General features: G+C 38.1%; 14 protein-coding genes. 12 read left to right on the top strand and 2 right to left on the bottom strand.

Annotated elements, in window-relative coordinates:
* The first annotated feature begins 8 nt into the window (after positions 1–8).
* The 3 genes from ACWATA_RS22890 to ACWATA_RS22880 all read left to right on the top strand — a co-directional run bounded on the left by ACWATA_RS22890 (position 9) and on the right by ACWATA_RS22880 (position 3,223).
* A complete protein-coding gene (locus tag ACWATA_RS22890) occupies positions 9–239 on the top strand; it encodes a helix-turn-helix domain-containing protein (protein WP_013055062.1) in 231 nt (76 codons plus the stop codon).
* A 171-nt stretch (positions 240–410) separates the two neighbouring features.
* A complete protein-coding gene (locus ACWATA_RS22885; RefSeq protein WP_251440746.1) occupies positions 411–1,394 on the top strand; it encodes a BMP family ABC transporter substrate-binding protein in 984 nt (327 codons plus the stop codon).
* Between the two features lie 23 nt (positions 1,395–1,417).
* A complete protein-coding gene (locus tag ACWATA_RS22880; protein ID WP_432232149.1) occupies positions 1,418–3,223 on the top strand; it encodes an ATP-binding protein in 1,806 nt (601 codons plus the stop codon).
* Positions 3,224–3,249: 26 nt separating this feature from the next.
* Here ACWATA_RS22880 and map read toward each other — a convergent pair whose 3' ends face one another.
* Positions 3,250–3,996, bottom strand: a complete 747-nt coding sequence (gene map, locus ACWATA_RS22875; RefSeq protein ID WP_025752900.1) for a type I methionyl aminopeptidase — start codon at positions 3,994–3,996, stop codon at positions 3,250–3,252.
* A 333-nt stretch (positions 3,997–4,329) separates the two neighbouring features.
* On the opposite strand from map, the gene ACWATA_RS22870 reads away from it, so the two are divergent.
* The 4 genes from ACWATA_RS22870 to ACWATA_RS22855 all read left to right on the top strand — a co-directional run bounded on the left by ACWATA_RS22870 (position 4,330) and on the right by ACWATA_RS22855 (position 8,853).
* Complete coding sequence (locus ACWATA_RS22870) at positions 4,330–5,394, top strand: lactonase family protein (protein WP_033580820.1); 1,065 nt, start codon at positions 4,330–4,332, stop codon at positions 5,392–5,394.
* A 272-nt stretch (positions 5,395–5,666) separates the two neighbouring features.
* Positions 5,667–6,680: a nitronate monooxygenase gene (locus ACWATA_RS22865; RefSeq protein WP_033580819.1), complete on the top strand. Its 1,014-nt coding sequence runs from the start codon at positions 5,667–5,669 to the stop codon at positions 6,678–6,680.
* A gap of 63 nt (positions 6,681–6,743) precedes the next feature.
* Positions 6,744–7,565, top strand: coding sequence for a MerR family transcriptional regulator (locus ACWATA_RS22860; RefSeq protein WP_033580818.1), 822 nt, complete (start codon positions 6,744–6,746; stop codon positions 7,563–7,565).
* 67 nt (positions 7,566–7,632) lie between these two features.
* Positions 7,633–8,853: a multidrug effflux MFS transporter gene (locus ACWATA_RS22855; protein ID WP_165635435.1), complete on the top strand. Its 1,221-nt coding sequence runs from the start codon at positions 7,633–7,635 to the stop codon at positions 8,851–8,853.
* A gap of 41 nt (positions 8,854–8,894) precedes the next feature.
* Here the strand turns inward: ACWATA_RS22855 and ACWATA_RS22850 are convergent, their stop codons facing one another.
* The gene (locus ACWATA_RS22850) at positions 8,895–9,692 is read right to left on the bottom strand and encodes a hypothetical protein (RefSeq protein WP_165635434.1); all 798 of its coding nucleotides are present in this window, start codon (positions 9,690–9,692) and stop codon (positions 8,895–8,897) included.
* A gap of 214 nt (positions 9,693–9,906) precedes the next feature.
* Here ACWATA_RS22850 and ACWATA_RS22845 point away from each other — a divergent pair, with 214 nt between their 5' ends.
* From ACWATA_RS22845 to ACWATA_RS22825, 5 genes are all read left to right on the top strand, one after another.
* Positions 9,907–10,428, top strand: coding sequence for a M15 family metallopeptidase (locus tag ACWATA_RS22845; RefSeq protein ID WP_165635433.1), 522 nt, complete (start codon positions 9,907–9,909; stop codon positions 10,426–10,428).
* A 476-nt stretch (positions 10,429–10,904) separates the two neighbouring features.
* Positions 10,905–11,633, top strand: coding sequence for an amino acid ABC transporter ATP-binding protein (locus tag ACWATA_RS22840; RefSeq protein WP_028410185.1), 729 nt, complete (start codon positions 10,905–10,907; stop codon positions 11,631–11,633).
* 21 nt (positions 11,634–11,654) lie between these two features.
* The gene (locus ACWATA_RS22835) at positions 11,655–12,470 is read left to right on the top strand and encodes a transporter substrate-binding domain-containing protein (protein ID WP_033580702.1); all 816 of its coding nucleotides are present in this window, start codon (positions 11,655–11,657) and stop codon (positions 12,468–12,470) included.
* A gap of 74 nt (positions 12,471–12,544) precedes the next feature.
* Positions 12,545–13,183, top strand: coding sequence for an amino acid ABC transporter permease (locus ACWATA_RS22830; protein WP_013055074.1), 639 nt, complete (start codon positions 12,545–12,547; stop codon positions 13,181–13,183).
* A 14-nt stretch (positions 13,184–13,197) separates the two neighbouring features.
* Positions 13,198–13,848 (top strand): amino acid ABC transporter permease, encoded by a 651-nt coding sequence (locus tag ACWATA_RS22825; protein ID WP_033580703.1) that lies wholly within the window; start codon positions 13,198–13,200, stop codon positions 13,846–13,848.
* The last annotated feature ends 161 nt before the right edge of the window (positions 13,849–14,009 follow it).

Below are 14,009 nucleotides of genomic sequence, written 5' to 3'. Positions count from 1 at the left end.
GGAGCAGGATGTATTTAACGATAAAAGAAGCAGCAGAGTATCTATCTTTCCCTGAAGAATATGTACAGAAATTGATTCAAGAAGGAAAAGTAAGGGCTATATTTGATGGTGAAAACTACTTATTAAATAAAGAGCAGTTTAACACTCATTTAGAGCAAATGGAAAAGTATAAAAAACAAATTGAAGAATACCTAAATGAGCCAATCCCTGAAGATATGGACGTAAAAGATGAAGATTGAAGGCCGAAGCAGAAAACAGATGTTTTCTGCTTTTTCTTTTGGAGTGAAAGTGTTAAAAAAGGTAAGATATGAAAGAAATGTCGAAAAAAGTTGGAATTTCGTTAAAGATGTAGTCTTTTTAGATGCTTTTTTTATATAATGAAAGTATGCTAAACAAAAAGGAGAAGGTCTATGCAACGATCAAGACAGTTAAGGCTGATTTTATTGCTTGCCCTGATTGTTGTCGCTTCGTTTTTAATTATTATTGTTTCGAAAACACAAGGGATTATAAGTCAGCAAACGACAAAAAAAGTAGAAAACACAAGCGTTGCAATTCTCACCTCTGATGTACTGACAGATCAAAGCTGGGGCAGTCTAGCTTATAAAGGAAAAATCAACATCGAGCAGAAGTACCCCGTTTCGGCTCAAGTTATTAGCGAAGTAAATACGAACCAAAAAATGAAGGAAGCTGCTGAAAAAGTTATTCAAAATGGAACAAAAGTCGTAATTGGACATGGAAGAGAATTTTCTACCGTTTTTACAGAACTAGCTCCTAAGTATCCTCATGTTCATTTCGTCACCATTCACGGTACTTCAATGTATAAAAACCAAACTGTATATACATTTGATCAAACAAAAATAGAACACCTGGCAGGCACGGCAGCTGCCATGAAGACAAAAACGAAAAAAATTGGATTACTCGATACATTTGCAAAAGAAAAAAATCCAGGATTCGAACAAGGAATCAAAGCGTATGATTCATCGATTGCTTTTTATTATCGAGTTGTAAACAGCCGAGACGATGGAGCAAAAGCAGTAAAGCTGCTCCGCGAGTTAAAAGCTCAAGGTGTCGATATCGTCTATGCTAAAGGAAATTCGTATAATCAAGAAGTTATTCAAGAAGCGAAAACACAAGGAATGTACGTAATAGGATATTTAGATGATCAGGCGTACATGGGTAGGTCTGTTATTTTAACAAGTGTGATAAATGATGTTCCTCAAGCTTACAACGTGATTATGAAGAACTATTTTAGTAAAAAAGGTCTTCCATCTGGAGAAGTCAAACTTGACGCCAGGGACGGTGTTTATAAACTAGCGCCTTTTGGACCGATGTACAGTAAACAAGAAAAACAAATTTTATATTCGAAAGTTAGAATGTCTACACAGCCGAAGTAACTATGAAAAAGAAAGAGATGATTATGAATCAATTATTTCGCAACATGTCATTCCGTAGCCAAATATTAACGATTCTTCTTTTGATTACATTCATGTTAAGCGGGTTCTCTTTAGTTTTAGTGCATGCCATTGATAAATTGAATCATGTAAGCAACGAAATTAAAGATGAAGATGTTCCTCAAATGGTGTGGCTTTCTTATTGGGAAGAGCAGCTGAACATAAAAGAATACATTGTGAAAAATAATCTAAAGAACCCCACTGTCTCTTTGATAGAAGAATATCAATCATATGATACACGAGTTATCGAAAATAATGAAAGATATAAGCAGCCTGTGCCAAAATCGTTGATTCCACTAAAGGAAAAAATTGAGCTGCTGGATTTTAAGATTTCTAATAACGTGCAGGGACTGCTGAAGTACGGAGATATAGAGGGAGCAAAAGAGTATCTTAAGAGAAATTATTTGCCGGATCTGCATCAGATAAAAAAAGATATTAATAGTTCAAAAGAAGAGACGGTTGATTCACTTGATACACTATCAGATACACTGTCTGTCATTATTAAAGATTCCTTGATTTTACTATTAATTTTAACAGTAAGTGCTATTGTGGCTTCTCTTTATGTTTCTTATCGTATGAGTGCAAGCCTTACGAAACCAATTGAACAAATGATTGAAAAAGTGAATGACATTGCAGACGGAGAATACGGTCTTGTTCTTCAAGACACAAAGCAAATCGAGCTGAAGCAGCTTTCGGCTTCTATCAATCAAATGTCGGTTAGTTTAGAAGATTCATTTTGGAAAATCATTAAAGATAAAGCATATCGCCAGCAGATCTTAAATTCACTGCCTGTTGGAATTATCACAATAGAAGATGAGACAAATAGTATATTTGCTAATACCTCAGCAAAACAGTTTTTAGATCTCGATGAAAAGGATATTTGCCGGTATATGAAGGAATGTCCTGAATATAATACTGAATTTTGGAGCATGTTGAATTCGGGAGAAATTCACGAAAATAAAAAAGTATTATTTGGAACGAAAGAGACGTGCTATTGCTTTTTAGCCTCTCAAACGCAGCTGTTTAATGAGAAGAACGAAAGCATTGGAAGGATTTTTTATTTCATTGATATATCGGATACCGAAGAATTAGAAAAGCGAATGCATCAGTCTGAGAAACTTGCCTTGGTTGGAGAAGTGGCAGCCGGAGCTGCTCATGAGATTCGTAATCCTCTTGCCGTGATTCATGGATTTATATCTCTTATGAATCAGTCTCTTTCTGATGAGGAGAAAAAGCGTTTTTACCTGCCTCTGCTTATGAAAGAACTAGAGAGGATTAATTACATCATTGAAGAAATGCTGTTGTTATCAAAGCCTGGGACTCCGGTGATGAAAAAAGTCAGCATGCAGGATATTATTAATGAGTTATTGCCTTTGATTACTCACTCAAGCAAATTTACAGAAAAAGATAAGCTTATTTTCGATGTGAAATTGCAGCCGCATGTATTAAAGGTAGATGAAAAACAAATCAAACAAGTTCTTCATAATTTAATTCGAAACAGTATGGAAGCCATGGATGGAGAGGGAGTTATTACAATCTACTCGCAGGTTCATGAAGATAGCTACTGTCTATACATTGAAGATACTGGAAAAGGTATTCCAGTTCATATGCAGCAGTCGCTGTACCAGCCGTTTTCCACGTCAAAAGATAGTGGCACAGGTCTTGGTCTGCCCATTGCTCAGCGCATTCTAGAAAGCCACGGAGGACAGATTAAATTATTATCTACTTCTTCCCGCGGCACAGTTTTTGTTATTAAATTTCCTTTACATTAAGAAAACAGCCTCAAAAGGGCTGTTTTTTAATGTGCTGTTAAAATAAGAGGACCGTTTTTCGTAATCGCAAGCGTATGTTCAAATTGAGCGGATAATTTACCGTCTGTTGTACGAGCAGTCCAACCGTTTTTATCCATTTTAGAATGCCATGTACCAGCGTTTACCATTGGCTCAATTGTAATAACCATACCTTCTTTTAAACGTGTACCTTTGCCAGCTTTTCCGTAGTGAAGAATTGTAGGCGCTTCGTGCATGGTATTTCCAATTCCATGTCCTGTGAAGTCACGTACGACAGAGAATTTTTCGCCTTCTACATAGCTTTGAATAGCGTGGCCGATGTCACCTGTACGGTTTCCTGGCTGTGCTTGCTCGATTCCTTTTAAAAGCGCTTCGTATGTAACATCTACTAGACGCTGTGCTTCGTCTGAAATGTCTCCAACGGTGTGAGTCCATGCCGAATCTGCTAAGCCTCCGTTTAAATTTACAACCATATCAATGGTTACGATATCCCCGTCTTTTAACGGTTTAGTTGTTGGAAAACCGTGGCAAATTTCATCATTCAAAGAAGCGCACGTTGCATATTGATATCCTTTGTATCCTTTTTGTTCCGGCGTTGCTCCGTGCTTTGCTAAGTACTCTTCAACAAATTTATCAATTTGCATTGTTGTTATGCCTGGTTTGATCATTTTAGCGATTTCTTTATGACAAGAAGCTAATAATTTACCTGCTTCGTGCATTAAATTAATTTCGCGTTCACTTTTTAATGTGATCATTGTTGTTCACTCCTTTTTTGATGTAACTTTACGAAAAAAGTTGAGCAGCGGTTATAGCGATGGAAGTCGACTATTCATCAGTTCATTTTTCTTTATTTAAAAATCTAAGAAATACAGGAACCGTCTGCTATTGGGCGATATAAAATCATCCTTAATCATAACGCCCAATGGTAGGAAAATGCAAGATGCAGGCTTAAAAAGGAAGGGTTTGACGCTAGGCATGTAGGGAAAACTGATAAATGAACGTTGAATTGGAGCATTCTCTATAACAAATGCGGTATGATATAGTAAAATAAATGAAACAAAACAATTCTTTAGGAGGGGTATAGGAAAATGAGTGAACATGGAAAATTTATTGGATTTGCAGGTACATATACAAAAGCAGGCAGTGAAGGTGTCTATACATTTACGTTAGATACAAAGGCTAAAAAAATTGTAGAAGTAAAAGCCGTGGCTAAAATTGAAAATCCTACATACTTAAATGCGAGCAAAGACAATGAACATCTTTATACAGTTATTAAAGAAGGAGAAAAAGGCGGCGTAGCTGCTTTTAAGATTGATCCAAACACAGGGCAATTGAAATTTGTAAACAAACAGCTGCTAGACGGCGCGCCTCCTTGCTACGTTTCAGTGAATGAAGATAATACGCTTGTTTTATCTGCTAATTTTCATAAAGGGAGCGTTGAGACGTATTCTGTTAATGAAGAAACAGGAGAAATTGAATATGTAGCATCCGTAGTGGAACATCCTCATTCAGACCTTAAAAAAGGACAACAAGGAAAACCACACGTACACTATGCCGATTTTACTCCTGGAGAAAAACACGTGGCGGTTGTAGACCTAGGTATTGATGAAATTGTGACATATGAAGTGGAAGAGAATAAATTGAAGGAAGTCAACAGCCTTTCTACATCTGTTGGTTCGGGCCCTAGACATTTAACGTTCCATCCAAATGGCCGCTATGCGTATGCAATGACAGAATTCAGCTCCGAAGTTTTATTTTTAACGTATGACGAAAGCACAGGAAGCTTTACTCAACAACAAGCTACTTTAGCAATTCCGGCTGATTTTACAGAAAATAATCAAGGGAGTGCGATCCACATTTCTTCAGACGGCCGCTTTGTCTATGCAGGAAACCGCGGACATAACTCGATTGCAACATTCAAAGTAGACCAGGATTCTGGACAGTTAACATTCGTAGAATGGACAGGCACTGAAGGCGACTGGCCGCGCGATTTTGTTTTAGATCCAACGGAACAATTTATTGTGGCGTCTAATCAAGAGACAGGAAACTTGGTGCTGTTTGAAAGAGACCAAGAAAATGGAAAGCTAACGCTTCTTCAATCTAACGTTACGGTTCCAGAAGCTGTATGCGTAAAGTTCCTCCACTATAAGTAATCGATGTAGAAAGCCAGACCTGATCCAAAAACAATCAGGTCTGGCTTTCTAAACCTAAGCGGCTGTCACTCTCCTTTCGGGGTTAGTGCCATCCGCATAGGTGAACCTTTGAGGGAATAGTCAGGTAGTCCGCATTCCTAAGCGTCATTTATGATCCCAATTTTTGAAATGAGCATAATCTATATATGGAAGAAAAGCCCTTTTGGAGGGCTTTTTTTTCTGGTGTTGTAGTAGAATGAAGAGAGAACGCATGAAGGGCTGAGGTGATAAGTGTGGAAAATATATGTGAGTATCCAATTGTACAAGCTCCTATGGCAGGAGGAGTTTCGACGCCTAAACTAGCTGCAGCTGTATCTAATAGCGGAGGGCTAGGGTTTTTAGCCGCTGGATATAAAAGTGCGCGTGAATTGGAGCAGGAAATTATAGAGATGCACTCACTTACGAAAAAACCTTTTGGAGTAAATCTGTTTGTTCCGACAAATGAAAAAGTAGCAGTTGATGCACTTGATTGTTATCAAAAAGAATTGTCAAAAGCCGCTGGATATTTGGAGTGTCAAGTTGGCATACCAAAGAATGATGATGATGAATGGAGTGCCAAGCTCGACATCATTCAAAAACATCGAGTACCTGCTGTGAGCTTTACATTTGGGTGCCCGGATCGAGAGATCGTAGCAAGCTTAAAGGGAATTGGAAGTCATATTTTCGTTACGATTACAACACCTCAAGAAGCCGAAGTGGCTTTGAGAGCAGGAGCAGATGCGCTGTGCTTGCAAGGAATTGAAGCCGGCGGCCATCGGTCTACTTTTTTAGAGAGTTCGGTGGACTTTTCGCTTATAAATTTGCTAAAAGAAGTCCGTCTAATCACTAAAAAGCCATTAATTGCTGCGGGAGGCTTGATGACGGGGTCTGACATTAAACGCGTGTTACAGGAAGGTGCTTCTGCTGCGCAGTTAGGTACGGCTTTTATTTGTTGTCCAGAAAGCGGAGCGAGTGCTCTTCATAAAGAAAGCATTCTTCAAAAGCGTTTTAATGAAACAGGTGTTACAAGAGCTTTTACAGGGAAACGTGCTAGAGGATTTGTGAATGCTTTTTTTATTTCCTATGATAAATCAGCACCATCCGCTTACCCTCATATTCATTATATGACAAAGCCTATTCGAACAAAAGCTACACAAATGAATAATCCAGAGTACACTTCTTTGTGGGCAGGAACTGGATTTACGCTGGCAAAAGAACTGCCTGCACATCTTATTGTGGAAGAGCTTGTACAAGAACTAAATGAATGATGAGAATTACGGTGTTGCTTGCTTTAAGTGCAAGCAGCTTTACATAAAGAAGGTGAACTTATAGTGCAAAACAAATTTACGATTGGGCAAATGGCCAGACTGCACGATATTCCAATTAAAACACTTCGCTATTATGATGAAATTGGCCTGTTTGAGCCTTATGAAGTTGATCCGCAAACTGGATATCGTTATTATACGTTAGAACAATTTAAGAAATTAGATATCATTGTCTATTTAAAGCTGATGGGGGTTCCGTTAAAAGAAATTAAAAGAAAAATGGAGCACAGCAGCTTGGACGAATTTATTGAAACCTTAGCGGAATATCAGAAGGTAACAAAAGAAAAAATTCGTCACCTTCAAAGAGTGAATGCGCAGTTAACAACTCGAATGAAGGAATTAGAACAGACGAGACATATTAACCAAATAGGAGCCCCGTTCATCAAACACCTTCCTTCTCGTGAAGTTGTGCAAGTAAAAGCAGAGGTAGGTACGTTAGACGGAACTGAAAGTGTTCTGCGTGATTTAAAAAAGAAAATCAGTCATATTACCCCGATTATGATTGGGAAAGTAGGGTTTATACTATCTGTAGAAAACACAAAAAAACAACAATTTACAGATTACGATGGCATTTTTTTATTGGTCGAAAGCGATGTTTCTTTTAAGCATGAACTCGTTACGTTAATACCTGAAGGCGATTACGCATCTATTTATATGAGAGAAAAGAGAGATACCACAGGAGTCTATTACGATACGTTACTGAACTTTATTAAAGTCGAAGGATACAAAGCAGAAGGGCCTTTTTTAATTCGGCGAATTGTAGATTCATTTATTTCTCATCATGAAGAAGAGCGGCTGACGGAAATTCAAATTCGAATTACGTCTTGACTATCCAGTTGCTGGAGGGTTTAAGATGAGACTATTGTAAAACTGCTGAAGGGAGAGACAACAATAGATGAATCAGCAAAGTATTTCCCAAGGAATGTCTTTAAGCCGAGGAAATCGCATTTTATTTATTTTAATTTTGGGTTCACTAAGCGCATTTGGACCGTTATCAATCGACATGTATTTGCCAGCGCTGCCGACGCTTGCTAAAGAACTGCATACGTCAGCTTCTTTAGCCCAGGTCAGTCTGACAGCTTGCTTATTGGGCTTGGCATTTGGGCAAGTGGTAATGGGGCCATTCAGTGATATCCGGGGAAGGAAAAAGCCACTTGTAGCAGCATTAATCACCTATGCAGTTGCCTCTGTTTTATGCGTGTTTGCGCCTTCTATTTGGATTTTTATCGTTTTACGATTTATTCAAGGCATGGCGGGAGCAGCAGGAATGGTTATTTCAAGAGCAAGCGTGCGAGACTTGTTTTCAGGTTCGGATTTAACAAAGTTTTTCTCCATGCTCATGCTCGTAAATGGTTTAGCTCCCATTTTGGCTCCGGTTGCCGGTGGACAGCTGCTGACGGTTATGTCGTGGCGCGGAGTATTTGGTGTGTTAGCCGTAATTGGTGCACTAATGTTTTTTGCCGTTTTATTTGGCTTGAAAGAAACGCTGCCGGCTGAACGCCGTAAAGAAGGTGGATTAACAGAAGTACTGCGTACATTTAGCGTATTGCTAAAAGATAGTGTCTTCGTGGGATATGCGCTGGCGCAAGGTTTTATTATGAGCGCTATGTTTGCTTATATTTCAGGCTCTACATTTGTTCTTCAAGACGTTTATGGACTGTCTCCGCAGATGTTCAGTTTTGTTTTTGCTATTAACGGTTTTGGTCTCATTATAGCTACTCAAGTGACAGGACGTTTAGCTGGTAAAGTAAAAGAAGCTACTCTTCTCATGTATGGATTGCTTCAAGCAGCCGTTGGAAGCGTGCTTTTAGTGGCTGTAATTGCTACTCACACATCCGTTATTTTGGTCTGCATCTTGCTTTTCTTTGTTGTATCAAGCGTAGGAATTGTGAACACAACCGTTTTTTCACTTGCTATGCAAAATCAAGCTTCTAATGCAGGGAGTGCTTCAGCGCTTCTAGGATTGCTGCCGTTCTTGCTCGGAGCAGCCGTAGCTCCTCTTGTGGGACTTGGAGGAGGGCAAAATGCTCTGCCGATGGGCATTGTGATTATGGTCTGTGATTTATTAGCATTAGGTGTATATATGGCATTAGTGAAACGGAAAACTGCATCATAAAAAAGCTACTTGGCTCTCAACAGCCAAGTAGCTTTTTTTAGTTATTGAGCTTTGTGCTCGTTCTTTTCAAACGGCATTGTGACACCGAGTTTTTGAATTTCTTTTTTTGCATTTTCTAAAATGGTTTCGGCCTTAGCTTTTGTTTCAGCATCTAAACCATTTAGAAAATCTTTCTTTTTAGCAGGAAGATCTACGCCAAGTTCTTTTAATTTGGCTTCAGCTTGTTCCTTAGTCAGCGTGCCATCGCGAAGCTGATCCATAATAGCTTTGGCTTTTTTCTTAGTGGCTGCATCTAGATTGCTAAAAGGACCACCTTTATGTTCAGGGAAGTCTACGCCAAGTTCTTTTAATTTGGCTTCAGCTTGTTCCTTAGTCAGGGTGCCGTCGCGAAGCTGGTCCATAATAGCTTTGGCTTTTTTCTTAATGGCTGCATCTAGATTGCTAAAAGGACCGCCTTTATGTTCAGGAAAGTCTACGCCAAGTTCTTTTAATTTGGCTTCAGCTTGTTCCTTAGTCAGGGTGCCGTCGCGAAGCTGATCCATAATAGCTTTCGCTTTTGCCTTTGTACCAGCATCTAAATTGCTAAAGGGGCCTTCTTTATGATGCTGAGGTAAGCTTACGCCGAGTTTCTGTAATTTTTCCTGTGCTTTTTTCATAATATCATCAACTTTTTGTTGTGTTGCATCACTCGTAGTTGTTGTATTGCCATTTGTTCGCTCTACAACCGTTGAAGAGCTTGTTTCATCTTTGCTTGCTGCAAATGCCGTGGAGTTTGCAGCGGCCATAACTCCTAGTGTTAAACCGCTTGCCATGATATAACCGAATAGTTTCTTTTTCATGCTGTTGTCACTCCTTAAAAGTTATAGGGGTGTGGTACAGAGCTGTCCACAATTGTTAATGTAACCACCAATAGTGAAAAAATGGTGAAAATAGATAAAAAACGAAAAAATATAGACGTTTGTTGAACACTACAGCTCTTTTATTGGATAACAAAATGAAATTCGATATGATTTTATCTAAGTAACAGCAAAAAAGAATGGAGACTTTATATAGATGAACGTTCTTAAAAAATTGGCAATAGCTTTGATAGTTGTGATAGCGGTAAGCCTGTTATTTTTGTTTCGCGATGAGTTAAAGCCAGGTCCAACGTTAAAAGATTTTTCAGGAGCAGCTGAGTTGCATCCTGTCGTAGAAGAAAAGAAAAATAAACTTGTTCAACAAGCAAACGACCAAGGAATCTCGATTGTCATTACGGAAGGTTTCCGTTCAAAAGAAGAACAAGATAGGCTTTATGCAAAAGGCAGGACGGAAGAAGGCAACATTGTTACCTATTCAAAGGGCGGCCAGTCTTATCATAACTATGGACTAGCTATTGATTTTGCTATTGGGTTAAAAGACGGAGAAGTTATTTGGGACATGAAATATGACGGTAATAACAATAATCGGTCTGATTGGATGGAGGTTGTAGATATCGCAAAAAGTTTAGGGTTTGAATGGGGAGGAGATTGGCAAGGTTTTAAAGACTATCCGCATTTTCAAATGAGTCCGGAAAATATAAAAGGCCACACACGCTAATAAAGCGTGTGTTTTTTAGAGAAATAATATAATTTCACTATATTTATGTCAGAACCTCTAACATGAATGGAAGCTTGTATTTACTTTTTTTATTAATTTACTGCTAAGAGAATTATATATATTAATATAATAAAGTGATAGACGGATAATTAGAAAAAGGGCTGATTAGAGAGAACTGCCCTAGAAAAATGAAAGACAATTCGTATAAAGATATGCGTTAACTAATATAATCTATTGATTAAGCTTATACAAGTACCTTCAGCCTAGCGAACGTATGCTTACATATCGGCAAATGCCAACAAAACCTTTTATTTTTCTAGCATATTTTATTTGAAGATAGTTCATTTTGATTACAAAAAAGAGATAATTTGTCAACTGTTGACTTTGCTTTAAGGGTAAGAATATAATTTTTAACATATTTTAAATATTTTAAAAATTTAAATATTTATCATTGTTCGTAGATTAGGAGGAGGAAAATGATTGTTTTTGACGGAGTGAACAAATATTACGGTGATTTTCACGTATTAAAAGATATCAATTTAACGATTAAAAAAGGTGAAGTTGTCGTCGTAATTGGACCTTCGGGTTCGGGTAAAAGCACGATGCTGCGATGCATAAATTATTTAGAAACAATATCTAACGGACAATTGACGGTAAATAATATATTGGTTGCAGATAAAAAAACAAATATTAACAAACTGCGCCGCAATATAGGTATGGTTTTTCAGCATTTTTATTTATATCCGCACAAAACGGTTTTAGAAAATATCACCTTAGCGCCTATGAAAGTACTGGGACAGTCGTCAGAAGAAGCTAAGAAAACAGCTCTATACTATTTGGATAAAGTAGGAATCGGTGAAAAAGCCAACGCCTACCCATCCCAGCTTTCAGGTGGCCAGCAGCAGCGTGTAGCCATTGCGAGGGGACTTGCAATGAAACCAGAGATTATGCTTTTTGATGAGCCTACCTCTGCTCTTGATCCAGAAATGATTGGAGAAGTGCTGGATGTCATGAAAACATTGGCTAAAGAAGGAATGACGATGGTAGTTGTAACTCATGAAATGGGGTTTGCTAAAGAAGTAGCAGACCGCATTGTATTTATGGATCAAGGAAAAATCTTAGAAGAGGCAACTCCGGCTGAGTTTTATGAAAACCCGCAAGAAGAAAGGGCACGTTTATTTCTTAGCCGTATTTTAAATCATTAATTGTTTAATAGGGGGAGTAATATGAAGAAATCAAAAACGTTTTTAAAGGCAGCTGTGCTTTCATTAGCAGCGGCTATGATGTTAGCGGCTTGTGGAGGGAAAAGTGAAGAAACGAGTGGATCATCAGCTAAAAAAGATGCGCTCACTGAAATCAAAGACAGAGGGAAAATTGTTATTGGAGTTAAAAATGATACGCGTTTGTTTGGCTTAAAGAATCCAAAGACGGGTGAAGTAGAAGGTTTTGATGTTGATATTTCTAAGCAGCTGGCTAAAGAGATTTTAGGAGATGAAAACAAGGTAGAATTTAAAGAAGTTACGTCCAAAACAAGGGTTCCTCTTCTTCAAAAAGGAGATATTGACGCTGTTGTTGCAACAATGACCATCACAGATGAGCGTAAAAAAGAAGTGGATTTTACGGACGTGTATTTTCAAGCTGGCCAGTCTCTTCTTGTGAAAAAAGGCAGTAAAATTAAAAGCGTTGATGATTTGAAGAAAGGTACTAAAGTGTTGGCTGTTAAAGGATCAACTTCAGCTATTAATATTCGCGAAAAAGCACCGGAGACAACGGTATTAGAGTTTGAAAACTATGCAGAAGCATTTACCGCTTTAAAATCTAAGCAAGGAGATGCTTTAACAACTGATGATGCTATTCTTTATGGAATGGCTGATGAAGATCCTTCTTATGAATTAGTAGGAAAGCCGTTCACAGAAGAGCCTTATGGCATTGCTGTGAAAAAAGGAAACAAAGAGCTTGTAGATGCATTAAACGATGCGCTTAAAAAAATGAAAGACTCTGGAAAATATGATGAAATTCACGACAAGTGGATCAAACAATAAGCGTACAGTTTTCTTTTCTCAGGATGAGCAGCATTATGCTCATCCTGCTTGTTTAGTTGAAAGGAGGAAGAAAATTGCTGGATTTTTCAATTCTGACGAACAATATGGATCTTTATTTAGAAGGTTTTAAGTACACCATTATCGCCAGTCTGATTGCTTTAGTGGCCAGTTTTGTACTTGGTACAATCATTGCGGTAATGCGAATAGCCCCTCTCAAAATAGTAAATGTAATTGGCACTGTCTACGTAGAGTTTATTCGAAATATTCCACTTGTGGTTATCGTCTTTTTTATTTTTATTGTGGCAGGAATCAGCGGTACAGCAGCCGGAGTGCTGGGATTAACTATTTATACGGCAGCTTTTATAGCCGAAGCCATACGAGCGGGAATTATGGCAGTTCCAAAAGGGCAGCTTGAAGCGGCGCGTTCATCCGGCCTTACGTACGGTCAGGCTATGCGATTCATTATATTGCCTCAAGCCATTAAAATTGTCATTCCTCCTCTTGGGAATCAATTTATTAATTTAGTGAAAAACTCATCCGTGTTAGGGATTGTTGCTGGTTTTGATTTAATGTATCAGGCAGATCTTGTTTCCTCTCAAACTTATGTAGTGTTTGATGTGTATATTTTTGTTGCTCTGTTTTATTTAGTTCTAACCATTCCGTTGAGTTTAGGAGTTGGTTATCTTGAGAAACGTCTTGGTAAAACAAGCTGAAAGGAGTGAAAGTGATGGATTTTATGGGTGCTTATTCTCCTGATCACCTTTCCTTCTTAATGGAAGGATTTTGGGTCACTTTAAAAGTGGCATTCATTTCGATTGTGTTAAGTTTTCTTATTGGAAGTATAGTAGGTATTTTAAGGTATGCCCGCATTCCAGTTCTGTCTCATGTACTCGCTTTTGTCGTAGAAATTATCCGGAATTTGCCGCTTCTTTTAATCATCTTTTTTACATACTTTGCTTTACCTGAAATCGGAATTGATATGGAAATTACGTCAGCAGCGATTGTGGCCCTCACTGTATTTGAATCTGCTATGATTTCAGAAATTATCCGAAGCGGATTAAAATCAATTGAAAAAGGACAAATTGAAGCGGCACGTTCATCAGGTTTAAACTATTACCAAACGCTTCGTTTTATTGTATTGCCACAAGCTTTGCGACGAATGGTACCTCCTTTAGTTAGTCAATTTATTTCATTATTAAAAGATACGTCGCTTGCAGTGGTCATCGCGCTTCCTGATTTGCTGCATAATGCTCAAATCATTTATGGACAGAAACAAAGTTACGTGGTGCCGATGTTTTTGATCATTGCGATGATGTATTTTATTGTAAACTATGCTTTATCAGTCATTGCACGAAGACTAGAAGTCAAAAGGGTGTAGATACTCTTTTGACTTTATTTTTGGAAAATAAATAACATTGACAATGCATTGTTGCAACGCATAAAATGACTAAAGTAACAGTGATTAAATGAGATTATTTTCATTCATTATATAGAAGAAAAAAACAGTGTTGGTCCAACCCCTACTGAATATCCGGTAGG

Source organism: Priestia sp. USM5, assembly GCF_058323215.1.
This window is presented reverse-complemented; position numbering and strand designations above follow the sequence as displayed.

Excerpts from the sequence above, each read along its gene's own strand:
- ACWATA_RS22880 (WP_432232149.1), top strand. The coding sequence starts at position 1,418 with ATGAATCAATTATTTCGCAACATGTCATTCCGTAGCCAAATATTAACG.
- ACWATA_RS22845 (WP_165635433.1), top strand. The coding sequence starts at position 9,907 with ATGAACGTTCTTAAAAAATTGGCAATAGCTTTGATAGTTGTGATAGCG.
- ACWATA_RS22850 (WP_165635434.1), bottom strand. The coding sequence starts at position 9,692 with ATGAAAAAGAAACTATTCGGTTATATCATGGCAAGCGGTTTAACACTA.
- ACWATA_RS22825 (WP_033580703.1), top strand. The coding sequence starts at position 13,198 with ATGGATTTTATGGGTGCTTATTCTCCTGATCACCTTTCCTTCTTAATG.
- ACWATA_RS22855 (WP_165635435.1), top strand. The coding sequence starts at position 7,633 with ATGAATCAGCAAAGTATTTCCCAAGGAATGTCTTTAAGCCGAGGAAAT.
- ACWATA_RS22885 (WP_251440746.1), top strand. The coding sequence starts at position 411 with ATGCAACGATCAAGACAGTTAAGGCTGATTTTATTGCTTGCCCTGATT.
- ACWATA_RS22870 (WP_033580820.1), top strand. The coding sequence starts at position 4,330 with ATGAGTGAACATGGAAAATTTATTGGATTTGCAGGTACATATACAAAA.
- ACWATA_RS22840 (WP_028410185.1), top strand. The coding sequence starts at position 10,905 with ATGATTGTTTTTGACGGAGTGAACAAATATTACGGTGATTTTCACGTA.
- map (WP_025752900.1), bottom strand. The coding sequence starts at position 3,996 with ATGATCACATTAAAAAGTGAACGCGAAATTAATTTAATGCACGAAGCA.
- ACWATA_RS22835 (WP_033580702.1), top strand. The coding sequence starts at position 11,655 with ATGAAGAAATCAAAAACGTTTTTAAAGGCAGCTGTGCTTTCATTAGCA.
- ACWATA_RS22890 (WP_013055062.1), top strand. The coding sequence starts at position 9 with ATGTATTTAACGATAAAAGAAGCAGCAGAGTATCTATCTTTCCCTGAA.